The sequence below is a fragment of the Tsukamurella sp. M9C genome, from assembly GCF_020169415.1.
In the GTDB taxonomy this organism is placed as follows: Bacteria; Actinomycetota; Actinomycetes; order Mycobacteriales; family Mycobacteriaceae; genus Tsukamurella.
Genome location: NZ_JAIULG010000003.1, coordinates 53,676 through 79,925 on the forward strand (window position 1 = coordinate 53,676; position 26,250 = coordinate 79,925).

Genomic DNA, 26,250 nt, shown 5'->3' on the forward strand with positions numbered 1-26,250 from the left:
TCCGGCGACGCGAACTAGGGTGGATCGCGTGTCGAACCTCTCGCTCACCGTCCGCCTGCAGACCTCGGCCCTCGAGGCGCGACGGGGCATCGTCCGGATCCACCCCGAGGCCCTCGCGGCGCTCGGCCTGCGCGAGTGGGACGGGATCGAGCTGCTCGGCGCGCGCCGCACCGCCGCGGTCGTGGCGGCGGCGCCGGCGGGCAGCGCTCCCGGCGTCGCGCTGCTGGACGAGCTGACCATCACCAACTGCGGCCTCCGCGAGGACGCGACCGTCGTGATCACGCCCGCCACGGTCTACGGCGCGAAGCGGGTCCTCCTGCGCGGCAGCGCACTCACCCGCAACGCCCTCGACGGCGCGGCGCTACGGCAGGCGTTGCTCGGCAAGGTGATGATGCCCGGCGACAGCGTCTCGCTGCTGCCCCGCGACCTGGGGCCGGGCACGTCGACCGCGGAGGCGGTGCAGCAGCTGTCGCGGCTGGTCGGGATCACGTGGACGAACGAGCTGCTCACCGTGGTCTCCGTCGACCCGTCGCCGGGGCCGGTGTCGATCCAGCCGAACTCCGCGGTGCTGTGGGCCGACGATTCCGGCGCTCCGGCCGCGCCGGCCGTCGCATCGTCCGCCACCGAGGTCGTGACCTTCACGGAGGAGGTCCCGGACGTCGAGACGCCGGCCGTCCGCCCCGTCGCCGACCTGGTCGGGGCCGACGGCGCGGTCCGCCGCCTCACCGAGTGGCTGTCCCTCGCGCTCGACGAGCCCGAGCTGTTGGAGAAGCTGGGCGCGCCCGCCCGGCTCGGCGTGCTCATCACCGGCCCCACGGGCGGCGGCAAGGCCACCGTGGCCCGGTCCGTCGTGGCGCCGCGGCCGATCGTCGAGCTCGACGGTGCGCTGACCGGCGCCCTGGAGCCGCAGGCGCGGCTCGAGCGCGTGCGCTCCGCGGTGGCGCGCGTCCGGGAGGCGGTGAACGGTTCGGGCGCGGCGCTGCTGGTCCGCGACGTGGAGGCGCTGCTGCCCGCGACCCGCGAGCCCGTCTCGACGATGATCCTCGACGAGCTGCGCCGCGCTGTCGGGACGCCGCGGGTCGCGTTGCTCGCCACCACCTCCGCGCCGGGCGAGCTGGACTCGCGGCTGCGCGAGCCCGACCTCGCCGAGCGGACGGTCGCCGTCGACCTCCCGGACGCGAAGCAGCGCGAGCAGCTGCTGGACCTGCTGCTGCGCGACGCGCCGACCCTGGACCTGGACCTGCACGAGGTCGCGCTGCGGGCCCCGGGCTTCGTCGCCGCCGACCTCGCGGCGCTGTGCCGGGAGGGCGCGCTGCGCGCCGCGGCGCGGGTGGTCGGCACCGACGAGCGGATCGCCATCACCCAGCCGGACCTGCTCGGGGCGCTCGGCGTGATCCGGCCCGTGTCGCGGTCCGCCACCGAGGAGGTGTCCGTCGGGTCGATCACCCTCGACGACGTGGGCGACATGGTCGAGACCAAGCAGGCCCTCACCGAGACGGTGCTGTGGCCGCTGCGTCACCCGGACACCTTCGCGCGGCTCGGCGTGGAGCCGCCGCGCGGCGTGCTGCTCTACGGCCCGCCCGGCTGCGGCAAGACCTTCGTGGTGCGCGCGCTCGCGGCGTCGGGGCAGCTGTCGGTGCACGCGGTCAAGGGCGCGGAGCTGATGAACAAGTGGGTCGGCGAGTCGGAGAAGGCCGTCCGCGACCTGTTCGCGCGGGCGCGGGGCAGCGCGCCGTCGCTGATCTTCCTCGACGAGGTGGACGCCCTGGCGCCGCGGCGCGGTCAGTCGAGCGATTCGGGCGTGGGCGACAAGGTGGTCGCCGCGCTGCTCACCGAGCTCGACGGCGCCGAGCCGCTGCGCGACGTGGTGGTCCTGGGCGCGACGAACCGCCCCGACCTCGTGGATCCCGCGCTGCTGCGTCCGGGCCGGTTGGAGCGGCTGATCTTCGTGCCGCCGCCGGACGCCGAGGCCCGCGCGGAGATCCTCAAGACCAGCTCGCGCTCCATCCCGCTGGCCGACGACGTGGATCTCCCGGCGCTGGCCGAGCAGCTGGACGGCTACTCTCCCGCCGACTGCAGCGCACTGCTGCGCGAGGCCGCGCTCACCGCGATGCGGCGCGACATGGACGCGGCCACCGTGACCGCGGCCGACGTCGAGGCCGCGCGGCTGGCGGTGCGGCCGTCGCTGGACCCGGTGCAGGTCGCGGACCTGCAGGCGTACGCGGACCGTCGGGCGACGTAGACCTAGGCCTTGCTGACCGAGTAGAAGACGGCGTTGGGGACGGCACCGGCCTGGACCGAACTCACGGTGACGACGTAGCCCTTGCCCGAGAACTGCGCGGACCGGGTGGCGTTGTCGGGCGTGCCGGCACCGGCGCCGAGTGCCAGGTAGCCCGCGTCGGTGAGCTTGCGCGTCGCGGCGTCGTAGCCACCGTCGCCGGCCTGCACCGTCACGTTGTAGACGGTGACGCCGCCCTGCGAGCGCTCCCCGGCGTCGATGAGATTGCCGTCGACGATCGGCACCTCGGCCTTCGGGAAGGACGCGGGCAGGGTGACGGTGGCGGCGGGCGTGTCCTTGGTCTCGTCCCCGCAGCCGGCGGCCCCGAGGAGCAGCGCCGCCGCGGTCAGGGCGCCGAAGACGCCCCGCGCAACCCGCGCGATCGAAGTGGTCGGACGATCCGTCGACTGGTCCATGCAGCTCCCGACATGCCTACCGGTAGAATTCCAAAAGAACGACACCCCGCTCACAAAAGGACGGAGTGCCCTTGCTTGTCATCCTTGTCTGTTTGTCACTGGCGACCTTAGCCGCACCCATCGTGGTCGGTCGCTTCGGCGCGCGCGGATTCCTGGCGCTCGCCCTGGCGCCCGCCGCGGCCCTGGTCTGGATCGTCACCGTCTGGCCCGTCTCCGGCGAGCCCGACCGCACGGAGTCCCTGCAGTGGGTCCCGGCACTGAACATGAACGTCGACCTGCGGCTCACGCCGCTCGCCGCGGTCATGTCGGTCCTCGTGCTCGGTATCGGCGCGGTCATCCTCGTCTACTGCGCGGGCTACTTCACGGGCGTCACCAACACTCGCAAGCTGCCCACCTTCGCGGCCGAACTGGTCGCCTTCATGGCCGTGATGTTCGGCCTCGTGGTCAGCGACAACATGCTGGTCATGTACGTCTTCTGGGAGCTCACCTCGGTGCTGAGCTTCCTCCTCGTCGGCTATTACGCCGAGCGCGCCACCAGCCGCCGCGCCGCGACGCAGGCGCTGCTCGTGACCACGCTCGGCGGCCTCGCGATGCTGGTCGGCATCATCGAACTGGGCGAGCACTACGGCACGTACCTGTTCTCCGAGGTCATCGCCCGCGCCGTCGGCGACCCGTCGACGATCTCCATCGGCGTCGAGGTGGGCGTCGTGCTCATCCTCATCGGCGCGATCAGCAAGTCGGCGATCGTGCCCTTCCACTTCTGGCTCCCCGGCGCCATGGCCGCGCCGACGCCCGTCTCCGGCTACCTGCACGCCGCCGCCATGGTGAAGGCCGGCGTCTTCCTCGTCGCGCTGCTCGCTCCCGCCTTCGCGCACCTCACGTCGTGGCGGGTCATCGTGCTGGGCCTCGGCATCCTCACGATGATCCTGGCCGGCTGGCGCGCCCTGCGGGAGTTCGACCTCAAGCTGATCCTGGCCTTCGGCACGGTCAGCCAGCTCGGCATGCTCATGGTGCTCGTCGGCACGGGCGAGCGGAACGTCGCGCTCGCAGGCATGACGATGCTCACCGCGCACGCCCTGTTCAAGGCGACGCTGTTCATGGTGGTCGGCATCATCGACCACGCCACCGGCACGCGCGACATCCGGCGCCTGGCCCGGCTCGGCGACCGCCAGAAGGTGCTCGCGGTGATCGCCGCGCTGGCCGCCGCGTCGATGGCCGGCATCCCGCCGCTGTACGGCTTCGTCGGCAAGGAGGCGGCGCTCGAGACGATGCTGCACGCCTCGCTGCCGTCGCCGCTCCCGCTCATCCTGCTGGTGGGCATGTGCGCCGGCTCCGCGCTGACGGTGGCCTACAGCATCCGCTTCCTGTGGGGCGCCTTCGGCCGCAAAGGCCAGGCCAAGCCCACCAGTGCCGTCGAGAACATGCACGCGATCAGCCCGCTCTTCCTGGCCGGCCCCGCGCTGCTCGCCGTCCTCAGCCTGATCGACGGGATCTTCTCGCCCTGGCTCGACCACGTGCTGGCCGAGTACCCGGACCGGTCCTTCCCGCCCGCCGAGGACCCGTACCACCTCGCGCTGTGGCACGGCTTCACGCTGCCGCTGCTGCTGACCGTGCTGATCATCGCGACGGGCATCGTCATCGTGCAGCCGCACAGCCCGTTCTCGCGGCTGCGCCAGCGCAACAGCGTCCTGCTCGGCAACGCGGACCGGCTCTACGACGCCACGCTCCGCGGCGCCGACGTGCTGTCGCTGCGCATGACGCAGAGCACGCAGCGCGGTTCGCTGCCGCTCACCCAGGGCACGATCCTGCTGACGCTGGTGCTGCTGCCACTCGTGGTCCTGGCCTTCGGCACCCGCGCGCGACCCGACATGCGGATCGAGGCCTCGCCGCTGTTCCTGGCGATCTCGCTGCTCATGTGCGCCGCCGCGCTCACCGCGGTGCTGCTGCGGAACCGCCTGGCGACGGTGCTCGTCGTCGGCGTCACCGGCTACGGCACGGGCGTGATCTTCGCGATCTACGGCGCCCCCGACCTGGCGCTCACGCAGTTCCTGGTCGAGACGTTGACCCTGGTGATCTTCGTGCTGGTGCTGCGCAAGCTGCCCGCGGAGGCGCCGATCACCGGCAGCCGTCCGTCGCGGGTGGCGCGCGCGCTGCTCGGCGTCGCCGTGGCGGCGATGGTGGTCGTGGTGGCGATCGCGGCGCGCGCCGCGCGAGTGGCCGCCCCCGTCGCGGACCGGCTGCCGGAGCAGGCCTACAAGTTCGGCTACGGCCACAACACGGTCAACGTGATCCTGGTCGACATCCGCGCCTGGGACACCTTCGGCGAGATCTCGGTACTGCTGGTGGCGGCGACGGGCGTCGCCTCGCTGGTCTTCCGCAACCGCCGCTTCGGCTCGGCGCCCCGTGTCAGCGCGGAGGCCGCCGCCGCGGCCGCCGCCGCTCCCGGCACCACCTGGCTGCGGGGCAGCGCCCTCCGCGACCCGCGGCACCGCTCGCTGGTCCTGGAGATCACCTCCCGCATGGCCTTCCCCACGATCATGGTGGTCTCGGTCTACTTCTTCTTCGCGGGCCACAACGCGCCCGGCGGCGGCTTCGCCGGCGGCCTCACGGCCGGACTCGCGCTGGTGCTGCGCTACCTCGCGGGCGGCCGGTACGAGATCGGCGAGGCCCTCCCGCTCGACGCGGGCCGGATCCTCGGCACGGGCCTGCTGCTCGCGGCGGGCGGCACCATCGTCTCGCTGCTCGCGGGCGCGCCGGCCATGTCGTCGGTCGCCTTCGAGTTCACCCTGCCGGTCTTCGGTGACGTCAAGGTGGTGACTGCGCTGATCTTCGACGCCGGCGTGTACCTCATCGTCGTGGGCCTGGTGCTCGACGTCCTGCGCAGCCTGGGAGCACGACTCGACCTGGAGGGATCCCCCGCCGACATGACCTCGCCCCTGCCCGTCCAGACGGGGGGTGGCGCGCGATGATCGTCGACATCGGTCTCTTCGCCGTGATCGCCGTCATGGTCGCCACCGGCGTGTACCTGCTCCTGGACCGCAGCCTCACCCGCATGCTGATGGGCATCATCCTGTTCGGCAACGCGGTGAACCTGCTGATCCTCGCGCTGTCCTCCCCGCCCGGGAACCCGCCCATCGTCGGGTACTTCTCGGAGGGACGCCTGACGGACGCGGATCCGTTGGCGCAGGCGATGATCCTCACCGCCATCGTCATCACGATGGGCATGGCGGCGTTCATCCTCGCGCTGGCCTACCGCTCCTTCACCATCAACACCGACGACGAGGTCGACGACGACCCCGAGGACACGAAGGTCCTCGAGCGCGACGTCGACGTCGCGGCCGACGATCCCGACTACGACGCCTCCGACGATCCGATCACCGGCGCACCGTCGGCCCTGGGCGACGCGTACGGCCCCGACGGCGAGCTGCTCTCCGCCGAGGAGCTCAAGCGGGCCCGCGTCGACGTCGTCGACACCGGGGCGCTGCCGCTGCCCGCCGTGCCGCGCGAGAAGCAACTCCCGCCGGGCGAGAAGAGCGAGCAGGAGGGCGAGCGATGACCGAATCGATGATGCTCGCCCTCATCCCGCTGCCCACGGTGCTGCCGATCGTGGCGGCCGCGATCACCATGGTGATGGGCCGGCACCCGCGGCTGCAGCGCCTGATCTCGCTGATCTCCCTCGTGGCGATCGTCGCGGTCGCGGCGCTGATGCTCTACTACACCGACCGGCACGGCACCGTCGCGCTGCACGTCGGCGGCTGGGGCGACCGCGACGGCAAGGGCGGGCCGCTGGGCATCACCCTCGTCGCCGACCAGCTCGCGGCACTCATGGTGCTGGTCTCCGCGATCGTGCTGCTGGGCGTCCTCGTGTACTCGGTGGGACAGGGTATCCGCGACGGCGACGAGCACCAGCCCGTCTCGATCTTCTACCCCACATACCTGATCCTCGCGGCGGGCGTGTGCAACGCCTTCCTGGCGGGCGACCTGTTCAACTTGTTCGTCTCCTTCGAGATGCTGCTCGCGGCATCGTTCGTGCTCCTGACGGTCGGCGGCAGCGCCGACCGGATCCGGGCGGGCGTCTCGTACGTGATGGTCTCGATGGTCTCGTCGGTGGTCTTCCTGCTCGGCATCGGCTACGCCTACTTCGCGACGGGCACGCTCAACCTCGCGGACATGGCGATCCGGCTGCAGGACCTACCGTCGGGCACGCGGACCACGCTGTTCGCCGTGCTGCTCGTGGCCTTCGGGATCAAGGCGGCGGTCTTCCCGCTCTCGACCTGGCTGCCCGACTCCTATCCGACGGCGCCCGCCCCGGTCACCGCGGTCTTCGCCGGCTTGCTCACCAAAGTCGGTGTGTACGCGATCATCCGCGCGCACACGCTGCTCTTCCCGGGCGGCTCGCTCGACGACGTGCTGATGATCGCCGGCCTGCTCACCATGATCGTGGGTATCCTCGGCGCGATCGCCCAGACCGACATCAAGCGCCTGCTCTCGTTCACGCTGGTCAGCCACATCGGCTACATGATCTTCGGCATCGGTCTCTCCACGCCACTGGGCCTGAGCTCGACGATCTACTACGTGGTGCACCACATCCTCGTGCAGACGACGCTGTTCCTCGTGGTGGGCCTCATCGAGCGGCAGGCGGGCGCGGCCTCGCTGCGCCGCCTCGGCGGGCTCGCCGCGGCCAGCCCGGTGCTCGCGATCCTGTTCTTCCTGCCGGCCCTGAACCTCGGTGGCATCCCGCCGTTCTCGGGCTTCGTCGGCAAGGTGGGCCTCCTCGAGGCCGGCGTGCGACAGGGCTCGGTGCTGGCGTGGGTGCTGGTCGCGGGCAGCGTGATCACCAGCCTGCTCACCCTGTACGCGGTGATCCGGGTGTGGACCAAGGCCTTCTGGCGCCCCCGCTCGGACGCTCCCGAGGGAGAACTGGCGGTCGCGCACCCGGAGGCCCTGCTCGACGACGCCGACGTCATCGAGTTCGCCGACCGCGAGGACCCGGGCCGCATGCCGATGAGCATGGTCGCGCCCACCGCCGGCCTGCTCGGCGTGGGCCTGATCCTCGCGATCTTCGCGGGCCCGATGTTCGACGTCACGGACCGCGCCGCGGACCAGCTCATCGGCCGGGCGGACTACATCGAGGCCGTGCTCGGCCCCGAGGCCCTGGAGAAGCTCAAGACGCCCGACGGTGCGCCCGTCACCGTCGGGCCACAGGGAGGCGCGCATGGCTAGGCGACTCGTGACGAGGGTCCTGCCGGACCTGCGCGACGGCCGCGCCGTCGGCGTCAAGGTGGCGCAGCTGATCTGGCTCGACGCGGTGTGGGTGATGCTGTGGGGCAGCGTGACCTGGGGCAACATCGCCGGCGGCCTGCTGGTGGGCCTCGCGATCCTGCTGCTGCTCCCCCTACCGCCGGTCCCGGTCGAGGGCCGCGTGCACGTCGGCTCGCTGCTCAAGCTGATCGGCGTCTTCCTCGTGGAGATGTTCCGCTCGTCGATCGAGGTGGCCTGGCTGGCGATCCGGCCCGGCGGGATGCCGCTGAGCGCGGTGCTCCGCGCCAAGGTCTCGATCAAGTCCGACCTGGTGCTCACGCTGCTGGTCGACATGATGAACCTGATCCCCGGCACGATGGTGCTGGAGATCGACACCAAGCGGCGGCTGCTCTACGTGCACGTGGTCGACGTGAGCAGCGAGAAGGCGGTGCGGCAGTTCTACCGCAGCACAGCGCGTCTCGAGCGGCTGTTCATCAACGCCTTCGAGCGCGACAACGAGTGGCACGCCAGCCCGATGCACGGCATCGACGACGACGATTTCCACCACGTCACGCCCGGCGCCCGCGGCCTGGCGGGCGACGCCCGCCGCATGGCCGCGCCGGAGATCGCCTACCGCAAGGCACAGAGCACCGAGGGAGAGGAGAAGTCGTGACCGTCGTCTTCGTCATCACCGGCGTGATCCTCATGACCGCCGCCTTCCTCACGGCCTACCGCCTGCTGCGCGGCCCGAACACCCTCGACCGCGTCGTCGCGGTGGACGCGCTCGTCGCGATCGCCGTCGGCGGGCTCGCCGTGTGGGCGGCGTACAGCCGCAACTCATCGGTGATCCCCGGGATCGTGGCGCTCTCGCTCGTCGGCTTCGTCGGCTCGGTCTCGGTGGTCCGGTTCCGGGTGCCCGACGATGCCGGGACGGCCCCGTCGCCGCCGGACGAGACGCCGGACATCGCGCCGCGGAACGGGGGCCTGCGATGATCGTCGACGTCGTCTCCTCGATCCTGTTCCTCACCGGCGCCGTCTTCGCCGTGACCGCCGCGATCGGCATCATCCGCTTCCCGGACACGCTGACCCGCATGCACGCGGCGACGAAGCCGCAGACCCTGGGCATGCTCCTGCTGCTGGCCGGCGCGATCGTCCGGATGACCGACTCGGTCGACGTGTGGATGCTGGTGCTGGCCGGGCTGTTCACGATGATCACCGCGCCCGCGGTCGCGCACCGGGTGGGCCGGGTGGCCTACCAGGAGCAGCGGCTGCGCGACAGCACCATCGACCCGGACCAGATGGAGACGGGCAGCCGCGACTAGCGGCTCCTCCGGGCCGTCAGGCTCCGGACCGCCCGGACCAGCGCATTCGCGACCACGGCAGCGCGATCTCCGCCGGGTCGTCGACGAGCCGCGGCCCCACCGGTTCCGCCGTGTCGACGTGGTCGGCCAGCGCGCGCAGGTAGCGGTGCCCCGTGTCGGGCAGCACCTGGACGGTGGCGTCGACCGACGTGCCGTGTTGCCGTTCGTAGCCGGCCGCCACCTGCCCGGCGCCGGAGGACAGGCCGGCGAAGAGCGCCGCCTCACGGAGCAGCCGGTGGGTGCCGGCGCGGGCGACCTCGAACGACACCCAGTGGATCACGTCGTAGAGCCCGTGCCGCACGTTGTCGAACGGGATCGACGAGCCGATGCCGGCGATGAGCATGGCGGGATCCTCCACGTGCTCGGCGCCGAAGGTGACGCTGCCGAAGGGCTGCACGCCGACCAGCTCCACCGCCAGGCCCGCCTCCTCGAAGCCGAGTCGCAGTGCGCCGCTGGACACCCCCGAGCCGACGGGCGCGACGAGCCGCACCGCCGCGACTCCCTCGGCCGCCAGCTCCGCCGCCACGCCGCGGGCGATGTCGCGGTAGCCGAGGTAGTGCACCGGGTCGTGGTACTGCCGCATCCAGTGCAGCGACGGGTCCTGCGCGAGCAGTTCGGTGATGCGCCGGACGCGGCGGTCCTGGTCGAGTTTGAGCGACGCCGACGGCGGCATCTGTTCGAGTTCGACTCCCAGGGCGAGGAGTTGGACCCGTAGGCCCTCGTCGATCGTGGTCGATCCGACGATGCGGCAGCGCACGCCCGCCTCGTGGCAGGCCAGGGCCAGGGCGTAGGCGTAGATGCCCGACGACGAGTCGATGACGGTGCCGCCCGGCCGGACCCGCCCCGCGTCGAGGGCGGCGCGGAGCGCGGCCCGCGCCGAGGCGACCTTCATCGATTCGAACCGCAGGAGGTACCGGTCGTCCGTGGCGCGGAGCAGGGCGGGGCGGCTCAGCGCCTCGGCGATGTGGCCGTCGATCCTCATGCGGCGCCGCCGATCACGATCGGGGCGTCGGACACGCGGAAGCCGACGGCGCGCACACGGGCGCACGCCCGCCGCAGGCGCTCCCGCGGGTGCTCGCGCTCGAACAGCAGCCCGGCCACGTTCCCGGAGTGGGCCACCTGCACGCCGAGCGCTCCGCCGCGCTCGGCCGCCGCGATGAGGCGATCGAGACCGGGCTTGTGGTGCCGACTCTGGTTGAGCAGCGCGCTGCGGGTCGCGACCGCGCCGACCCCCGCCGCGTCGCCGGCGGCGACCGCGCGACGCAGCAGACCGCGCAGCTCCTCGTACTCCGCCACGTCGCCGGATCCCGTCGGGGGCAGTGCCAGCGTGTCGACGGGACCGCCGAGCACGCATCGCACCAGCAGCATTCCCGGCAGCGTCGCCCCGAGGTCCTCGATGACGTGGCCGTGGCGGTGGGCGAACAGGATCGGGCGGTCGGCCCACAGCGGGTCCGAGGCCCCCTCGGCGGCGACGGCGAGGCGGGCGACGGTGTCGGCGTCGAGCTCGACGTCCGCGCAGTCGGCGACCGCCCGGACCGCAGCGAGGACGTCGGCGGTCGAGGAGCCCAGCCCCAGGCCCACGGCCGTCGTCCGCGCGATGCGGAGCTCGCCGCCGGTGCAGCCGAGCGCGCCGCGCTCCCGCAGGTGGGCCAGCGTCGCCACGGCGGCGCGCCGTGCCTTGTCGAGATCGCGCTCGCCGCCGGTGGTCCGCGCCCGTACCGCGCCGGAGGCGTCCGGGGCGAAGACCGCCACGGATCCGACGGTGCCGATCGGCACCGTCACCAGGCCCGGGCACTCGCCCTCAACCGGGCAGCGGAACCGGCCCTGGAGGAACTCGCCGTGGTGGCCACTGCTGCTGCCCACCCCGCGACCGCGGGAGGTGTTGCGCGGTGCGCTCATCCGATGCGCTCCTCCGCGCGGGCCCCGCGCAGCGCGCGCCGGGCGAAGAAGGCCGAGAGCGCGGTGGCGCCGCCGAGGACGAGGCCGACGCCGGTCCAGCCGGCGAGCGCGAGGGCCCCGCCGGCGAGGGAGGCGCCCGCGAAGACGCCGACGCTCTGCGCCGCCCCGTTGAGCGAGAGGACGGTGCCGCGCACCGGTCCCGCCCCGCGGACCAGCGTGGTGGTCACGGCGGCGGCGATGACGGCGTGCGACGCCGAGACAAGGGCCACCATCGGCCAGGCGACGGCGACGTGCGGCGCGGTGTAGAGCGCCACCATCGCGACGGAGGCGACGAGGATCGCCGCGAGCACCGTGCCGAGCAAGCGGTCGGCACCGCGGTCCTGCATCACCCTGCCGCCCAGGAAGTTCCCGAGGAAGAAGGCCAGCCCGGAGGTGGCCCACACCAGGGAGAACCAGCCCGTCCCGATGCCGAAGCGCTGGCCGAAGGCGGCGGCGATGTACGCGAGGGAACCCATGAACGCGAGCGTGCGCAACAGGGAGACCGCCAGGGTGTCGAGGGCGCCGGGGATCGCCCGCACGGTGCGGAAGGCCTGGAGGTAGCTCACGGAGGTGTTCCCGCCGCGCGGATCGCGGCGGCGGGCGATGAGCGCCGCAACCACGAGCAGCACCACGGCGGTCGCGGCCATGTCGGCGCGCCAGCCCCACAGCACGGCGGGCAGGGCCAGGACCGGGGCCGCGAGGACCGCGGTCAGCGTCATGGTCGACGAGACGAGGGTCGCGGCCCGCGCGGAGGCCGCCGGGCTGTCGAACCGGTCGGCGGCCATGGCCGACACCGCGGGGTTGAGCACGGCGGTGCCCGCGCCGATCAACAGGCAGAAGGCGATCCACGCGACGGTGCTGCCCTGCAGCGCGAGCCCGCACCCCAGCGCGAGCACGAGCAGGGCCAGCGCGGCCACCGACGAGCGCGAGAGCCGGTCCAGCAGCGGCGCGGCCGCGACGCCGACCAGGAGGGCGGCGACCCCGCCGAGGCCGCGCAGGCCGCCGATGAGGTCGACGCCCGCGTTCGCGTCCGCGGCGATGGCGACGAGGAAGTTCGCCATGACGGTGAACGGGACGAGGCCCAGCGCGGCGGCGGCGAGCATCGGCCAGATCGCGCGGACCAGCACCCGGTCCGGCACGGGGCGGTCCCCGGGTGCGCTCATGCCCGGCCCCGGTACAGGTACATGGGCGAGGCGTCGGCGGAGAACTGCGAGAACGGGAAGTGCTCCGCGGAGAGCGCGCTCAGGCCCGCCCCGAGGAAGGCGCGGGCGACGGCCGACCCGCTCTGCGCGTACACGGCGAGCGGCACGTCGCGCTCCCGGCAGGTCGCGAGGATCTCGTCGAAGCTGCCGTTGCCCAGGGTCATCCCGGTCGCGAGCACCGCGTCGGCCTCGGCGAGCACCGCACGATGATCGTCCGCGACGGGGTCGCCCCAGTGGGTGCGCTGCAGGTTCCGGTCCGCGAGCAGGGGCTCGCCGCCGCGCTCGCGGATGGCGGCCACCAGGGGGTTCACCACGCCGATCAGCGCGACCCGAGCGCCCGGGGCGACCGACAGGAGTTCCGCCACCGCGGCGTCGCGGGCGATCGCGCGGACGTCGGGGGTGCCGGTGGGCAGCGTCCGGAGCTCGGCGCGGGGGTCCTCGCGGTGCGGCGCCGCGGCGCCGAGCGCGGCGTCGGCCGCGGCGATCCGCAGGGGCTGCGCGGCGTGCTCGAGCAGGGCGGCGACCGGCTCGCCGGACAGGTCCGCGATATCGGGGTCGAGCTCGCCCTCCTCGAAGGCACACGCACCGAAGGAATCCCCGACGCGGACGAGAACGTACCGGTTGCGGTAACGCTGCTCGCTCCCGGCGAGGCGGGTGCCGTGCGCGACGAAGAAGACGCTGCGGGCCACCTCGTCCTGCGCGACCTCGCGGGCGAGGTCGAGGACGTCGGCGACGGAGCCGGGGGCGGTGTCGGGTGCGATCATCGGGCGGCTCCGCTCTGCTCCAGGTAGTCGGCGAGCACCGCCGCGGCGTCGAGGTTGCGCGGTCCGGCCACCAGCTCGGCGTAGTCCACCACGCGGATCCGGTTCTCGCGCACCGCCGGCGAGTCCTTGATGGGCGACGACTGTCGCAGGTAGTCGATCTTCTGCTGCGCGGGCTGCTTGTCGTAGTCGACGATGACGATCACCTCGGGCTGCGCCTGCACTACGGACTCCCATCCGACGGAGGTCCACCGGCCGTCCACGTCGTGCGTCACGGAGCGGCCGCCCGCGAGGGAGACCACCTGGTCGGCCGCGGCGCGGCGACCGGCGGTGTAGGGCTCCGCGGTCCCGGAGTCGTAGACGAACACCGACGGCTTCACCGTCTTGCGGTCGGCGCGCTCCTGCAGCGCGCGCTCGCGGGCCCGCAGGTCATCGACCAGCTTCGTGGCGCGGTCCGGGACGCGGAAGATCGCGCCCAGGTTGGTGAGGTCGGTGTACGTGTCCGCCAACGGATTCACCTCCCGCACGGCGGGCTTGTCGCCGTAGTTGTAGCAGGTCTCCTCCTGCATGTAACTGTCGATCCGCAGCTTGCCCAGCGACTCCGGGGTGACGCCGCGGGCGGGGCTGAAACCCGCCTGCCAGCCCGCGAACACCCAGTCCGCCTTGGCGGCGACGAGCGGCTCCTGGGTCAGCACGCCGTCGCTGAGGATCGGGACCTTGGCGTACTCGTCGCGGTACGGCGACTTCGCGATCACGCCGTGCACCGTCTTCGGCAGGACGATGCCCTTGATGCGGTCGGTGAGGCCGAGCGCGAACATCTTCTCGATCGCCGAGACGTCGTACGGCACCGCGGCGGTGGGCGACCGGTACTGCTGGTGCACACCGCAGTTGGTGACATCGACGAGGTCGGTCGTGGTTTCGGCGGGGCGCGCACCGCAGGCGGTGCCGGCGAGCAGGGTGCTCGCCGCGAGGGCCGCGGCGAGCAGGGGACGGGGGTGCATCGGTCGATCCTTTCGATCGGTCGGTTTCTACAGTTCGAAGCGGATGCGCGGCGGACCCGTGTCGGCCGCGGCGACCACGGGCCGCACGCCGTAGACCTCGGCGATCCGGTCGGCCGTGAGCACCTCGCCCGGGGTGCCGGTGGCGACCACCCGGCCGCGGTCGAGGAGCACCAGGCGGTCGCAGCTCTGGGCGGCGAGGTCGATGTCGTGGATGGCGGTGACGGTCGTCTTGGTCGTCGCCCGGAGCAGGCGCAGCAGGTCCAGCTGGTGCCGCACGTCGAGGTGGTTGAGCGGCTCGTCGAGCAGGAGGACCGGTGTGTCCTGCGCGAGGGCGCGGGCGATGAGGACGCGCTGCCGCTCGCCCCCGGAGAGTCCCAGCACGCTGCGCCGCCGGAGCGCGGTGGCGTCCACCGCGACGAGGGCCGCCTCGCAGGCGTCGATCGCGGCGGCGCTGCCGGCGTCGCCGTGGGCGAAGCGCCCCAACATCACCGTCTCCTCCGCCGTGAACCCCAGATGCCCGGTCTCGCTCTGCGTGACGGCGGAGACCAGGCGCGCACCGTCGCGCCGGCGCAGCGCTGCGAGGTCCCGTCCGCCCACGCGCACCGTCCCCGCGGCGGGGGCGATCGCCCGGTACAGGCAGCGCAGCAGCGTCGACTTGCCGCTGCCGTTCGGCCCGATCAGCCCGACGTGCGCACCCGCGGCGATGTCGAGCGAGATGTCATGGAGCACTCGGGTTCCGCCGAGCTCCACGGTGATCCGATCCAGTTCGACCCTCACGCCGCGCCGCCCAGCAGTCCGCCGCGGCGCCGCAGCAGGACGATGAAGACGGGCACGCCGACCAGCGCGGTGACGATGCCCAGCGGTAGCTCGCGCGGCGCCACCACCAGGCGGCTCAGCAGGTCCACCCACACCAGCAGCAGGGCGCCGACGAGCGGGGCGAGCAGGAGCACCGCCCGGTGCGCCGGGCCGACGATCATGCGGACCGCGTGCGGGACGACGAGCCCGACGAAGCCGACCGTGCCCGCGATCGCGACGAGCACCGAGGTCATGACCACGATGACCAGGAAGAGCATTCGGCGCGCGCGGTGCGGGTCGAGGCCGAGCGCCGCGGCGGCCTCGTCGCCCTGCGCCAGGACGTCGAGCACGCCCGCGAGGCGCCCGGTGATGGCGGCGCACGCCGCCACCGTCACGGCGACCAGTGGGAGCACGGACCACTGCGCTCCCCCGAGACCGCCAAGCAGCCAGAACATCACGGACCGCGCGGCGTCGCCGACGGGGTCGAAGAAGACGATCGCGCCCGCGAGGCCCTGGAAGGCGAAGGCGAGCACCACGCCGGTGAGCACCAGCCGGACCGGGCTGAGGGCACCGTCGGCCGTCCGGCTGAGCAGGTAGACCAGCAGCGAGGCGAGCACGGCGGTCGCAAACGCCGCCCCGGCCGTGCCGGCGATGCCGAGGCCCGCCACGACGCCGGTGGTGACGACGAAGCTGGCGCCCACGGACGCACCGCTGGAGATTCCGAGGATGAAGGGGTCGGCGAGCGGATTCCGGACGAGGGCCTGGCAGGCGACCCCCGCGATGGCGAGGCCGGCGCCGACGAGGGCCGCGAGCAGCACCCGCGGCACGCGCAGGTCCCAGAGGATCGAGTAGGTGGACTGGTCCTCGCGGGCGAGGGGGCCGCCGGTCAGGGCCGCCCAGAGCAGGCGCCGGACGTCGCCGAGCGGCACCGTTGCCGCGCCCTGCGACACCGCGATGCCCATCGACACGACGAGGACCGCTGCGAGCACTCCGGCGAGGAGCAGCGGGGAGGCGCCGGCGCGACGGCCGAGCGAGGTGGTGAGCACGCGATAAAGTTAACGAGAATCATTTTCGTTAACAAAGACGCATGCGGCTATGCGTGCATCGACACGCGGCTACGGCAGGACGAGCTCGCTCGTCACCGACCGCACCACGTCGCGGTAGGTGTCCACGTTGCAGACGCCGCCGGCGACGGCACGCTGCCGCTGATAGGAGGCGCCGCGGCGGGCGATGTCGGCGACGGCGGCCAGCTCGCGGGAGCAGCCGAGGCGGGCCGCGACGGGCGCGAGCTGCTCGAGCAGGTCGTCGAGGTCCTCCGTCACCAGGCGCTCGTTGTTGTCCGCGTCCTGAATGATGATGGCGTCCAGGCCGTACCGGGCGGCGCGCCACTTGTTCTCCTGCACGTGCCAGGGCGGCAGCGTCGGCAGGGTCTCCCCCGCGTCCAGCCGGGAGTCCAGCCACACGACGAGGCAGTGGATGAGGGCGACGATCGCCTCGAGCTCCGCGAACGACGACATGCCGTCGCAGATCCGCACCTCGATGGTGCCGAGGTGGCACGCGGGGCGGATGTCCCAGCGGATCTCGTTGAGGTGGTCGATGATCCCGGTGGTCTTCTGGTCGTGCACGAACCGCTCGAACTCGCTCCACTGCTCGAACTGGAAGGGCAGGCCCGCGGTCGGCAGCTGCTGGAACATCATCGCGCGGGTGCTGGCGTACCCGGTGTCGTGCCCGCCCCACATCGGGGAGCTGGCCGACAGCGCCAGCAGGTGCGGGTAGTGGTTGAGCAGCGCCGAGATGATCGGCAGCACCTTGTCGCGGTGGTTCACCCCGACGTGCACGTGCACGCCCCAGATCAGCATCTGCCGGCCCCACCACTGGGTGCGGGCGATCAGCTCGTCGTAGCGGGGATTCTCCGTGAGCTGCTGCGCGTTCCACTGCGCGAACGGGTGGGTACCCGCGCCGAACAGGTCGACGCCCATCGCGTCCGACGTCTCCCGCACCGCCGCGATGATGCGCGCCAGGTCCGCCATCGCCTCCGCGGTGTTCTCACAGACGCCCGTCACCACCTCGACGGTGTTGCGCAGCATCTCCGAATGCACCTGCGGCGCGATGTCCGGATGGGTGGCGCGGATGCCGTCGAACAGTTCCCCGGCCCGACTGACCAGGTCCGCGGTCTCCCGGTCGACGAGGGCGAACTCCCACTCGACGCCGATCGTCGGCCGCGGCGACGCCTCGAAGGCGACGGGCTCGATGATTAACCGACCTTGATCACGCCGCAGGCGATCCGCCCGCCGGCGTCGCCGGTGTTGAGGGTGGTCTCGTCCGGCACGGGCTGACCCGGGACGATGTTGGTGTAGCGCGCCGACGGGATGTTGCCGAAGTTGTCGGGGCCCGCGTGGATCATGAGCGCGTTGCCCTCGGTGTTCTTCTTGATGTCGGCGAGGGTGAAGGCGCCGGTGCTGGTGACGGTCTGGCCGGTGCCGTTGGCGTTGACGTAGACCGAGACGAGGTCACCCGTCATGGGGTGGCCGGAGGCGCCGGGCTTCTGCCAGTGGCCGCCGGCGGAGCCGAAGTTGGTGGCGGAGCCGGGGGCGCCGTTCTTGGCGACCGAGTTCGCCTCGCACTTGCCCACCTCGTGGATGTGCATGCCGTGGAAGCCGGCGGGCAGGCCGGTCACGCGGACGTCGATCACCACGACGCCGTCCTTCTCCGAGAAGGTGGCCTTGCCGGCGCTGCTGCCGTCGGGCTTGACGAGCGAGGCCTCGGCGGCACCGGCCGACGGCGAGCTCTCGCCCGGCTTGTCCTCGCCGTGCGCGGCGTTCGGGTCCAGGCTGCGGACGGGGCCCTGCGCGGGCACCGTCGCGCCGGTGACGACCGCGGGGTTCGTTCCGGGCGTGTCCGAGGGCTTCTCGTTGGTGGTACAGCCGGCCAGGGCGATGGCCGCCACCGGAAGGATCGCGATCGGGGCGAGGAACTGACGCTTCGTCATCGATGACTCCTTATGCGACGGCTACCGGGGCTGGGCCGCCCTGGGGCTGGTGTTGCCCGAAATCATATCGGGGCCGCTCTCGCAGCGAGGGACAGGACCCCGCTCCGCCCGTCGCCGGCTACTTTTTCACGACGGCGACGGCGAGCGCGCCCTCGCACGCCTCGAGCCCGGCGGGGCGGGCGGCGGTGGCGGAGCCGGGGAGGGCGGTGGAGACGGTCTTGGCGGCGTCCTCGCCGCCGTCCGCGAAGTACACGGTGGTGGCGCGCGGCGCGGCGGGCCGGTTCGGCCAGGCCGCGGCGGCCTCGCCCTGCACGGTGAAGCCGGCCTTCGTGAGCTTGTCGCGCGTGTCGGCGACCGGCGCCTTGGCCACGGAGATCAGGCACACCGTCGGCTTGTCGGCGGCGGGAGCCGCGGTCTCGGTGGCGGCGGCCTTGATCTTGGCCTCCTGCGCGTTGAGCGCTGCCTGGGGATCGTCGTTGCGGGTCACGAGCCCGTGGACCCCGACCGCCGCGAGGATGATCGCGGCCGAGATCAGGATCATGATGATGGTCCGGATCGGGACGGCGCGGGTGTTCTGAGTGCTCACGACACCCGACTGTATCGGATCACGTGATCTCGAAGCCGAGCTTGCGGGCGGCGCGGGCCTTCTGCCGGCCGGCGCGGACGCGGCGCAGGCGCTTGACGAGCATGGGGTCCGCGGCCAGTGCCTCGGGCGTGTCGACCAGGGTGTTGAGCACCTGGTAGTAGCGGGTCGCGGAGAGCCCGAAGAGCTCCTTGATCGCGTCCTCCTTGGCGCCCGCGTACTTCCACCACTGGCGCTCGAAGGCCAGAATGTCGTGCTCGCGCCTGGTCAGGCCGTCGTCGCCGCGCTCGTCGACGGGCTGCGCGTCAGTTCGGACCGTCTTCTGCGCGGCCGCACCGGCGCCCTCCATGCGTTCCCCTCGCATTCGAAATAACACTTCTGTAGTTCGCGTCAATCTAACCACGGCCGGCGGCGCCGTCGCGGGGCTACGGGCGCGTGTCGCGCAGCTCCCGCGCCGCCGGGCCCCCACGACGCCCGGTGCGCCGGTGCGGCCCGCACCGCCCCCGACTACCGTGTATGCCATGTCCGTTCTCCCCATCGTCATCGTCGGCGACCCCGTGCTGCACTCCCCCACGACGCCCGTCGAGCTGGACGCGGGCGGCAAGCCGTCGGACGAGATCGTGACCCTCCTGGACGACATGTACGAGACCATGGACGTCGCCAACGGCGTGGGACTCGCCGGCAATCAGGTGGGCCGAGGCCTGCGCCTCTTCGTCTACGACTGCCCGGACGAGGAGACCGGCGAGCGCCGGCGCGGCGAGGTCATCAACCCCGTCCTCACCACCTCGGACATCCCCGAGACCATGCCGGATCCGGACGACGACTGGGAGGGCTGCCTCTCCGTCCCGGGCGAGTCCTTCCCGACGGGCCGCGCCGACTGGGCCAAGGTCGTCGGCACCGACCGCAACGGCGAGAAGGTCGAGATCGAGGGCACCGGCTTCTTCGCGCGGATGCTGCAGCACGAGACCGGCCACCTCGACGGCTTCCTCTACACCGACGTCCTCACCGGCCGGTACGCGCGGCAGGCGAAGAAGTTCATCAAGAAGCAGGGCTGGACCGTGCCGGGCCTGACCTGGATGCCCGGCACCGTCGAAGATCCCTTCGGTCACTGACGTGCCCGCGCCCGGCGACCGGGTGGTGGTCCGGCGGCTGCTGCCGTCCGGGCAGGCCTCGGACGTCATCGGCACCCTGCTGTCCGACGGTGACCCGCTGCTCGTCCGCGCCGACCGCGACGGCGCCGAGCACGCCGTTCCCCGTGCCGAGATCATCCGGTGGAAGACAGTGCCGCCGCGCCCCGTCCGGGCGAGCGAGATCCGGTCCTTGGACCTGGCGCGCGCCCGGTCGTGGTGGTCCGTGGAACGCGAGTGGATCGACGGCTGGCTGTGCCGCGCCGCGGTGGGCCTGCCCGGGCACCGCGCGAACGCCGCCGCGCCCCTGCACCCCGACGCCGCGCTCGACCGGCTCGACGGGGTGCGCGCCTGGTACGCCGCCCGCGACCTGCCGCTGCGCCTGACGCTGTCCGACCGCGTACTGCCGGGAGCATCCGGCCTCGCGCCCGTCGTGCAGCCGACGGAGGTGCTGATCGCGCCGGCCATCGCCGACGGCGCCGACCCGGAGGTCCGCTTCGCCGGCGCCCCCGACGGCGCCTGGCTGTCGCTCACCGGCACGGCCGAGCCCCTCGTGACCTCGGTCGACGGGGCGGCGCTCTTCGCATCGATCGCCGGGCCCGACGGTGCCCCCGTCGCCGCCGGGCGCCTCGCGCTCACCGCGGACGCGGCGGGGACGCTGTGGGGCGGGATCGGATCGATGGCCGTCGCGACCGAGCACCGTCGACGGGGCCTCGCCACCCGCGTGCTCGCGGCGCTCCGGGCGCGGGCGGCGGAGGAAGGCGCGCAGCGCGTCTTCCTCGAGGTCACCGCCGACAACTCCGGCGCGCGGGAGCTGTACCGCCGGGCCGGCTTCACCCGCCATCACGGCTACCACTACTGGGCCGAGCCGCAGTGACGGCGCCGGGTGCCACGGCGTGGGGTCCTGGTCCCGCCGACCACCGTCGCGCGGAGATCACCACGGTGATCGGCTCCGGCGACGAGGATTTCGCCCGCGCCGCACACGACGTCCTGCGGTGGGCGGTGAAGACGCGCAGCGGCTTCGCCGTTTCGGCCGCGGGCCCCGTCGAACCCGGCCAGCGGCTGACGGTGACAGCCCGGGTCGCCGGGATCACGATCCGGGAGCCCGTCGAGGTCGTCGAGGTGGTGGACGCCCCTGAACGGGTCGGCTTCTCGTACCGCACCCTCCCCGGGCATCCGGTGCGCGGCGAGGAGGCCTTCGTCGTGCACCGCGACGGCGCCACCGTGCGCCTGACGATCCGGTCGCTGACCCGGCCCGCGCCGCGCGGCTTCTGGCGCGCGGCGTTCCCCGCACTCCTCGTGGCGCAGCAGGTGGCGCGCGCCCGGTACGTCCGGGCGCTGCGCCGTCCCGGCTCCTAGGTGTGCGCCGCCGAGTCGACGACGTCCTGGTACTGCGGGAACCGGGTGATGAACGAGCGCACGTAGGTGCACACGGGGATCACGCGCCGGTTCCGGGAGCGCAGATCGTCCAGCACCCCCGACACGAGGGCGCGGGCGAAGCCCTGCTTGCCGAACTTCTCCATGACCACCGTGTGCAGCAGGATCACGTCACCGTGGTCGGTGACCTCGTAGCCCTCGACCCCGATGAGCTCGTCGCCCGACCAGAGTTCGTACCGGTCGCGCACCGGATTGTCGAAGAGACGCAACGACTCCCCCAGTTCCAGCGTGGGCGGGGGAACCTCGACCTTGTCAGCCATGAACACCTCCATGTGATGCGGATCACCCCACCGTACGCCCGAACCCCGACAAGTCGGCGTACTCGCGACCGGTGTTTTCACATCTGTCACATTTCTCGATCGTGAACTTCGGAACGCGGTTACTGTGAACCGCATGACGCTGGTCGCCCGCGGGCTCACGCGGACCTTCAAACAGCACGTCGCGGTCGCCGACGCGACGCTCACGCTGCCCCCTGGCCGCATCACCGGACTGGTGGGCCCGAACGGCGCGGGCAAGACGACGCTGCTGCTCATGCTCGCGGGCCTGCTGCAGCCGTCGTCGGGCGCCATCGAGCTCGACGGTGCGCCCATCGCCCCCGATGCGCTCCGGTCCCGCGTCGGGTGGATGCCCGACGTCTTCGGGACCTGGGACTCACTGACTCCGACCGAGATCCTGACCACCTTCGCGAAGCTGTACGGCGTCCCGTCCGGCGAGGCCCGCGCCCGGGCGACGGACCTGCTGGCCCGCGTGCACCTGACCGAGTTCGCCGACCGGCCGGCGCAGGTCCTCTCCCGCGGGCAGAAGCAGCGCCTCGGCTTCGCCCGCGCCATGGTGCACCACCCGCCGATCCTGCTGCTCGACGAGCCCGCCTCCGGCATGGACCCGCGTTCGCGGTTCGAACTACGCGACTCGCTGCGCGCCCTCGCCGACAGCGGCGTCGCCGTCCTCGTCTCCTCGCACATCCTCTCCGAGCTCGGCGAGATGGTCGACGACGTGGTGATGATGGCGCGCGGCCGCACCGAGGCGCCGCCGGAGTCCGCGGTCACCCGGTGGCGGATCCGGCTCCTCGGTGAACCACCGAGCGGCGGAACGTATCTCACCTTCGATTCCGAGGCCGACGCGGCCGCACACCTCGCGCAGAGCATCGCCGACGGTGCCCGGATCGTCGAGTTCGCCCGCGCCACCAACGCCCTCGAGGACTCGTACTTCGCACTGGAGGCTGATCGCACATGAACGGCTTCACGCAGTGGTGGCGCACCGTCGGCGTGCTCACCGGACTGGAACTCCGTCAACGCACCCGCGCCACCCGCTGGCGCGTCCTGCTCGGCGTGTTCTTCCTCGTGGTCTCCGCCGTGGTCTTCGGCCTGCTGTGGTTCATGACCGTCACCTCTCCCGAATCCGGGCGACAGTCCTTCGAGGAGAACCTGTACTTCATCGTCCTCGGCTTCGTCGGCTTCCTCGGGCTGGTGATCGCCCCGACGATGACGGCGACATCGATCAACGGCGACCGGAAGGACGCCACCCTCGCGGTCGTGCAAGCCACCCCCGCTAGCGGCGCGCAGCTCGCGACCGGCAAGCTGCTCGGCGCGTGGATCGCCTCCTGCGCCCTGCTCGTGGTGTCGGCGCCGTACCTGATCTGGGCCATCGCCGTCGCCGAGTACCCGGTCGTCTTCTCCGTGCTCGGCGTCGTGGTGACCGCGCTGATCTTCCTGTCCTACTGCGGCATCGGTCTCGGCTTCTCCGCGCTGCTCGCTCGACCGATCGGCTCCGCCGCCGTCACGCAGCTGGCCATGCTGTTCCTGTTGATCGGCCTTCCGATCATCGCCGTCCTGCTGGTCCCTGCGACGAAGACCGAGGTCTCCGCGGACCGGCCGATCTGGACGTACTCCGAGAACGGGGAGAGCGGCACCTGCCGCATCGAGCGGACGAACGTCACCGTCGAACACACCGAGCGCGTCTGGTGGATCCTCGCGCCGAACCCGGCGGTCGTCCTCGCGGACTCCGCCGCGCAACGGGACTACGGCCGCGACGCCGACCGGGACCGCCGAGCCTGGAACCGCTACACGTCGGACGACCAGCGCATCCCGTCCGAATCCGGCCTCGCCACCATCGCCGACGGGGTGTCCGACATGCGCACCCCGCCGGCGGCGAACCAGGACCGCACCTGCGGGCGGCCGGGCTTCTCCACGGGCGATGACTTCATCTACTACTCCGACTTCGGCGACCCGCGACGGACGGACGGCTACCTCGGGCACTCCTGGTACTGGGGCCTGCTGGCGAACCTGGCGCTGGGCGGGCTCGGGCTCGCCTTCGCGGCCCGCCGCCTGCGGGTTCCCGCGGCGAACCTGCCGCGGGGCGTGCGGATCGCCTGAGACTCCGCCGTGTGTGCGCTACCCTCGGTAACGCACACCACACGGGAGCTCACCGCAGTGAGCTGAGAGGACGTCTATCGCGGGCGTCGACCGTACGAACCTGTCCGGGTAATGCCGGCGTAGGGAAGAGGAGTCCCGCATGCCTGTTTCGTCGTCCACCCCCGTCTCCACCGTCACCGTCGGCCCGATCGAGGGCTCCGAGAAGCGGTACCGCACCGTCCCGGGCACCGACGGTGACCTGCACGTCCCGTTCCGGCGGATCGCGCTCACCAACGGCGATCACCACGACGTCTACGACACCTCCGGCCCGTACACCCAGTACACCGCCGAGGATCAGCTGCACGACCTCGCCGAGGGCCTCCCCAAGACCCGCGACGCCTGGACCACACCCGCCCCGGTCGACGGCGCGAGCACCCAACTCGCCTGGGCCCGTGCGGGAATCATCACCGACGAGATGCGCTACGTCGCGTCCCGCGAGGGCTTCGACCCCGAGAAGGTGCGCGAGGAGGTGGCGGCCGGCCGCGCGGTCATCCCGGCCAACCGCAAGCACCCGGAGCTGGAGCCCGCCATCATCGGCAAGGCCTTCGCCGTCAAGATCAACGCGAACATCGGCAACTCGGCCGTGACCAGCTCCATCGCCGAGGAGGTCGAGAAGATGGTGTGGGCCACCCGCTGGGGCGGCGACACCATCATGGACCTCTCCACCGGCAAGGACATCCACGAGACCCGCGAGTGGATCATGCGCAACGCGCCGGTCCCCGTCGGCACCGTCCCGATCTACCAGGCGCTCGAGAAGGTCAAGGGCGACCCGACCAAGCTCACCTGGGAGATCTTCCGGGACACCGTGATCGAGCAGTGCGAACAGGGCGTCGACTACATGACCGTGCACGCCGGCGTGCTGCTGCGCTACGTGCCGCTCGCCGCGAACCGGGTCACCGGCATCGTCAGCCGCGGCGGCTCCATCATGGCCGCGTGGTGCCTCGCGCACCACGAGGAGTCGTTCCTGTACACGCACTTCCGCGAGCTGTGCGAGATCCTCCGCGAGTACGACGTGACCTTCTCCCTCGGCGACGGCCTGCGCCCCGGCTCCATCGCGGACGCCAACGACGAGGCACAGTTCGCCGAGCTCCGCACCCTGGGCGAACTGACGAAGATCGCGAAGTCCTATGGCGTGCAGGTGATGATCGAAGGCCCCGGCCACGTCCCGATGCACAAGATCGTGGAGAACGTGCGGCTCGAGGAGGAGCTGTGCGAGGAGGCGCCGTTCTACACGCTCGGCCCGCTCGCCACCGACATCGCGCCGGCGTACGACCACATCACCTCGGCGATCGGCGCGGCGATCATCGCGCAGGCGGGCACGGCGATGCTCTGCTACGTCACGCCCAAGGAGCACCTGGGCCTGCCCAACCGCGACGACGTGAAGACCGGCGTCATCACGTACAAGATCGCGGCGCACGCCGCCGACCTCGCCAAGGGGCACCCCGGTGCGCAGTCCCGGGACGACGAACTGTCCAAGGCGCGCTTCGAGTTCCGCTGGGTCGATCAGTTCAACCTGTCGCTGGACCCGGACACGGCCCGCGAGTTCCACGACGAGACGCTGCCCGCCGAGCCCGCGAAGACGGCGCACTTCTGCTCGATGTGCGGCCCGAAGTTCTGCTCGATGCGGATCAGCGCCGACGTGCGCGCCTACGCGCAGGAGCACAACCTGGTGACGCAGGAGGACATCGACGCCAAGCTGGCGGCCGATATGGCGGCGAAGTCGCAGGAGTTCGCCGACGCCGGTGGGCGCGTGTACATCCCGCTGGAGCCCTCCCGGGCATGACGGATCGCCGATCCGAACCGACCACGGTGACGGTCGGCGCACCGTCGCGCCTGCCGAGCGCCCCGCGAGGCTCCGCGCCGCACCGGGTGCTGACCATCGCCGGCTCGGATTCCGGTGGCGGCGCGGGCATCCAGGCCGACATGCGGACCTTCGCCGTGCTCGGACTGCACGCCTGCGTGGCGATCACCGCCGTCACGGTGCAGAACAGCGTGGGCGTGCAGGACTTCCGCGGCGTCGAGCCGGCGATCGTGGCGGCCCAGATCCGTTCGGTGGCGGGCGACATCGGCGTCGAGGCCGCGAAGACCGGGATGCTGGCGTCCACGGAGATCATCGAGGCGGTCGCCGCCGCGGCGGACGCGGAGGACATCGGTCACGGCCGTGCGGTGCCGCTCGTCGTCGACCCGGTGGCGGCGTCGATGCACGGCGACCCGCTACTCGCGACCGAGGCCCTCGACGCGCTGCGCTCCGTGCTCGTCCCCCGCGCCACGCTGGTCACCCCGAACCTCGACGAGGTCCGGCTGATCACCGGGATCGACGTGGTGGACTCCGCCACGCAGGCGGCCGCCGCCGACGCCCTGCTGGCGCTCGGGGCGCAGTGGGCACTGGTCAAGGGCGGTCACCTGCGCGATTCGCCGGAGAGCCCGGACCTGCTCACCGACGGCACCGAGTCCATCGCGTTCACGGCGCCGCGGGTCCCGACGGGGCACGACCACGGCGCCGGCGACACCCTCGCCGCGGCGACGACGGCGGCCCTCGCGCACGGCGCGTCGGTGCCGGCCGCCGTCGCCTTCGGCAAGGCGTGGGTCACCGAGGGCCTGCGCTGGGCGTACCCGCTCGGCGCGGGCCACGGCCCCGTCAACCCCCTCTGGGCGGTCGCCACCCCCGATTGAACGATGTTTTGGAGAGGAAAGCCGCAGGTCGGAATCT

At 72.3% G+C, this 26,250-nt stretch carries 27 protein-coding genes and 1 riboswitch; of the genes, 14 read left to right on the forward strand and 13 right to left on the reverse strand.

Annotated features, from left to right (window positions below; translation table 11 throughout):
- The first annotated feature begins 28 nt into the window (after positions 1-28).
- On the forward strand, positions 29-2,242 hold the full coding sequence (locus LB823_RS02760) for an AAA family ATPase (RefSeq protein WP_224645244.1): 2,214 nt from the start codon (positions 29-31) through the stop codon (positions 2,240-2,242).
- Between the two features lie 2 nt (positions 2,243-2,244).
- On the opposite strand, the gene LB823_RS02765 is transcribed toward LB823_RS02760, so the two are convergent.
- Entirely contained in the window at positions 2,245-2,694 is a 450-nt protein-coding gene (locus LB823_RS02765) for a hypothetical protein (RefSeq protein ID WP_224645245.1), read from the reverse strand.
- A 71-nt stretch (positions 2,695-2,765) separates the two neighbouring features.
- On the opposite strand from LB823_RS02765, the gene LB823_RS02770 reads away from it, so the two are divergent.
- From LB823_RS02770 to mnhG, 6 genes are read left to right on the forward strand one after another with little or no spacing between them, the layout of a single operon-like run.
- Positions 2,766-5,663 carry a Na+/H+ antiporter subunit A gene (locus tag LB823_RS02770; protein ID WP_224645246.1) on the forward strand — a complete coding sequence of 966 codons (2,898 nt, stop codon included), beginning with the start codon at positions 2,766-2,768 and terminating at the stop codon, positions 5,661-5,663.
- Complete coding sequence (locus LB823_RS02775; RefSeq protein ID WP_224645247.1) at positions 5,660-6,250, forward strand: Na(+)/H(+) antiporter subunit C; 591 nt, start codon at positions 5,660-5,662, stop codon at positions 6,248-6,250. Before LB823_RS02770 ends, LB823_RS02775 begins: the two co-directional genes overlap by 4 nt.
- 11 nt (positions 6,251-6,261) lie before the next feature.
- Positions 6,262-7,917 (forward strand): Na+/H+ antiporter subunit D, encoded by a 1,656-nt coding sequence (locus LB823_RS02780; RefSeq protein WP_224645387.1) that lies wholly within the window; start codon positions 6,262-6,264, stop codon positions 7,915-7,917.
- The gene (locus LB823_RS02785) at positions 7,910-8,608 is read left to right on the forward strand and encodes a Na+/H+ antiporter subunit E (RefSeq protein ID WP_224645248.1); all 699 of its coding nucleotides are present in this window, start codon (positions 7,910-7,912) and stop codon (positions 8,606-8,608) included. Before LB823_RS02780 ends, LB823_RS02785 begins: the two co-directional genes overlap by 8 nt.
- A complete protein-coding gene (locus LB823_RS02790) occupies positions 8,605-8,928 on the forward strand; it encodes a monovalent cation/H+ antiporter complex subunit F (protein ID WP_224645249.1) in 324 nt (107 codons plus the stop codon). Before LB823_RS02785 ends, LB823_RS02790 begins: the two co-directional genes overlap by 4 nt.
- Complete coding sequence (mnhG, locus tag LB823_RS02795; RefSeq protein ID WP_068522911.1) at positions 8,925-9,257, forward strand: monovalent cation/H(+) antiporter subunit G; 333 nt, start codon at positions 8,925-8,927, stop codon at positions 9,255-9,257. Before LB823_RS02790 ends, mnhG begins: the two co-directional genes overlap by 4 nt.
- Before the next feature lie 16 nt (positions 9,258-9,273).
- Here mnhG and LB823_RS02800 read toward each other — a convergent pair whose 3' ends face one another.
- The 11 genes from LB823_RS02800 to LB823_RS02850 form a co-directional block, all read right to left on the reverse strand.
- A complete protein-coding gene (locus LB823_RS02800; RefSeq protein WP_224645250.1) occupies positions 9,274-10,278 on the reverse strand; it encodes a pyridoxal-phosphate dependent enzyme in 1,005 nt (334 codons plus the stop codon).
- Positions 10,275-11,195, reverse strand: coding sequence for a hypothetical protein (locus LB823_RS02805; RefSeq protein ID WP_224645251.1), 921 nt, complete (start codon positions 11,193-11,195; stop codon positions 10,275-10,277). Before LB823_RS02805 ends, LB823_RS02800 begins: the two co-directional genes overlap by 4 nt.
- The gene (locus tag LB823_RS02810; protein WP_224645252.1) at positions 11,192-12,397 is read right to left on the reverse strand and encodes an MFS transporter; all 1,206 of its coding nucleotides are present in this window, start codon (positions 12,395-12,397) and stop codon (positions 11,192-11,194) included. The genes LB823_RS02805 and LB823_RS02810 overlap by 4 nt, the downstream gene beginning before the upstream one ends.
- Entirely contained in the window at positions 12,394-13,200 is an 807-nt protein-coding gene (locus LB823_RS02815) for a Rossmann-like domain-containing protein (RefSeq protein WP_224645253.1), read from the reverse strand. The genes LB823_RS02810 and LB823_RS02815 overlap by 4 nt, the downstream gene beginning before the upstream one ends.
- On the reverse strand, positions 13,197-14,198 hold the full coding sequence (locus LB823_RS02820) for an ABC transporter substrate-binding protein (RefSeq protein ID WP_224645254.1): 1,002 nt from the start codon (positions 14,196-14,198) through the stop codon (positions 13,197-13,199). The genes LB823_RS02815 and LB823_RS02820 overlap by 4 nt, the downstream gene beginning before the upstream one ends.
- Before the next feature lie 27 nt (positions 14,199-14,225).
- Positions 14,226-14,975: an ABC transporter ATP-binding protein gene (locus LB823_RS02825; RefSeq protein WP_224645255.1), complete on the reverse strand. Its 750-nt coding sequence runs from the start codon at positions 14,973-14,975 to the stop codon at positions 14,226-14,228.
- Positions 14,972-16,039, reverse strand: coding sequence for an iron ABC transporter permease (locus tag LB823_RS02830; protein ID WP_224645256.1), 1,068 nt, complete (start codon positions 16,037-16,039; stop codon positions 14,972-14,974). Before LB823_RS02830 ends, LB823_RS02825 begins: the two co-directional genes overlap by 4 nt.
- 69 nt (positions 16,040-16,108) lie before the next feature.
- Entirely contained in the window at positions 16,109-17,245 is a 1,137-nt protein-coding gene (locus LB823_RS02835; protein WP_224645388.1) for a glutamate--cysteine ligase, read from the reverse strand.
- Between the two features lie 2 nt (positions 17,246-17,247).
- Complete coding sequence (locus LB823_RS02840; protein WP_224645257.1) at positions 17,248-17,982, reverse strand: superoxide dismutase family protein; 735 nt, start codon at positions 17,980-17,982, stop codon at positions 17,248-17,250.
- 118 nt (positions 17,983-18,100) lie between these two features.
- Positions 18,101-18,568, reverse strand: coding sequence for a LytR C-terminal domain-containing protein (locus LB823_RS02845; protein WP_308011414.1), 468 nt, complete (start codon positions 18,566-18,568; stop codon positions 18,101-18,103).
- 19 nt (positions 18,569-18,587) lie between these two features.
- Positions 18,588-18,914 (reverse strand): DUF3263 domain-containing protein, encoded by a 327-nt coding sequence (locus LB823_RS02850; RefSeq protein WP_224645258.1) that lies wholly within the window; start codon positions 18,912-18,914, stop codon positions 18,588-18,590.
- A 172-nt stretch (positions 18,915-19,086) separates the two neighbouring features.
- Here LB823_RS02850 and LB823_RS02855 point away from each other — a divergent pair, with 172 nt between their 5' ends.
- From LB823_RS02855 to LB823_RS02865, 3 genes are read left to right on the forward strand one after another with little or no spacing between them, the layout of a single operon-like run.
- Complete coding sequence (locus LB823_RS02855; RefSeq protein WP_224645259.1) at positions 19,087-19,677, forward strand: peptide deformylase; 591 nt, start codon at positions 19,087-19,089, stop codon at positions 19,675-19,677.
- A gap of 1 nt (position 19,678) precedes the next feature.
- Positions 19,679-20,569 (forward strand): GNAT family N-acetyltransferase, encoded by an 891-nt coding sequence (locus LB823_RS02860; RefSeq protein ID WP_224645260.1) that lies wholly within the window; start codon positions 19,679-19,681, stop codon positions 20,567-20,569.
- A complete protein-coding gene (locus LB823_RS02865; RefSeq protein ID WP_224645261.1) occupies positions 20,566-21,051 on the forward strand; it encodes a DUF1990 family protein in 486 nt (161 codons plus the stop codon). Before LB823_RS02860 ends, LB823_RS02865 begins: the two co-directional genes overlap by 4 nt.
- On the opposite strand, the gene LB823_RS02870 is transcribed toward LB823_RS02865, so the two are convergent.
- Entirely contained in the window at positions 21,048-21,389 is a 342-nt protein-coding gene (locus LB823_RS02870; protein ID WP_224645262.1) for a GNAT family N-acetyltransferase, read from the reverse strand. The genes LB823_RS02865 and LB823_RS02870 overlap by 4 nt on opposite strands.
- A 133-nt stretch (positions 21,390-21,522) precedes the next feature.
- On the opposite strand from LB823_RS02870, the gene LB823_RS02875 reads away from it, so the two are divergent.
- From LB823_RS02875 to thiD, 4 genes are all read left to right on the forward strand, one after another.
- On the forward strand, positions 21,523-22,362 hold the full coding sequence (locus LB823_RS02875; protein WP_224645263.1) for an ABC transporter ATP-binding protein: 840 nt from the start codon (positions 21,523-21,525) through the stop codon (positions 22,360-22,362).
- Positions 22,359-23,501, forward strand: a complete 1,143-nt coding sequence (locus LB823_RS02880; RefSeq protein WP_224645264.1) for an ABC transporter permease — start codon at positions 22,359-22,361, stop codon at positions 23,499-23,501. Before LB823_RS02875 ends, LB823_RS02880 begins: the two co-directional genes overlap by 4 nt.
- A gap of 31 nt (positions 23,502-23,532) precedes the next feature.
- Positions 23,533-23,645: riboswitch (TPP riboswitch) on the forward strand.
- Entirely contained in the window at positions 23,641-25,323 is a 1,683-nt protein-coding gene (gene thiC, locus LB823_RS02885) for a phosphomethylpyrimidine synthase ThiC (RefSeq protein WP_224645265.1), read from the forward strand. It overlaps the preceding riboswitch by 5 nt.
- On the forward strand, positions 25,320-26,213 hold the full coding sequence (thiD, locus tag LB823_RS02890) for a bifunctional hydroxymethylpyrimidine kinase/phosphomethylpyrimidine kinase (RefSeq protein ID WP_224645266.1): 894 nt from the start codon (positions 25,320-25,322) through the stop codon (positions 26,211-26,213). Before thiC ends, thiD begins: the two co-directional genes overlap by 4 nt.
- Positions 26,214-26,250: the final 37 nt, after the last annotated feature.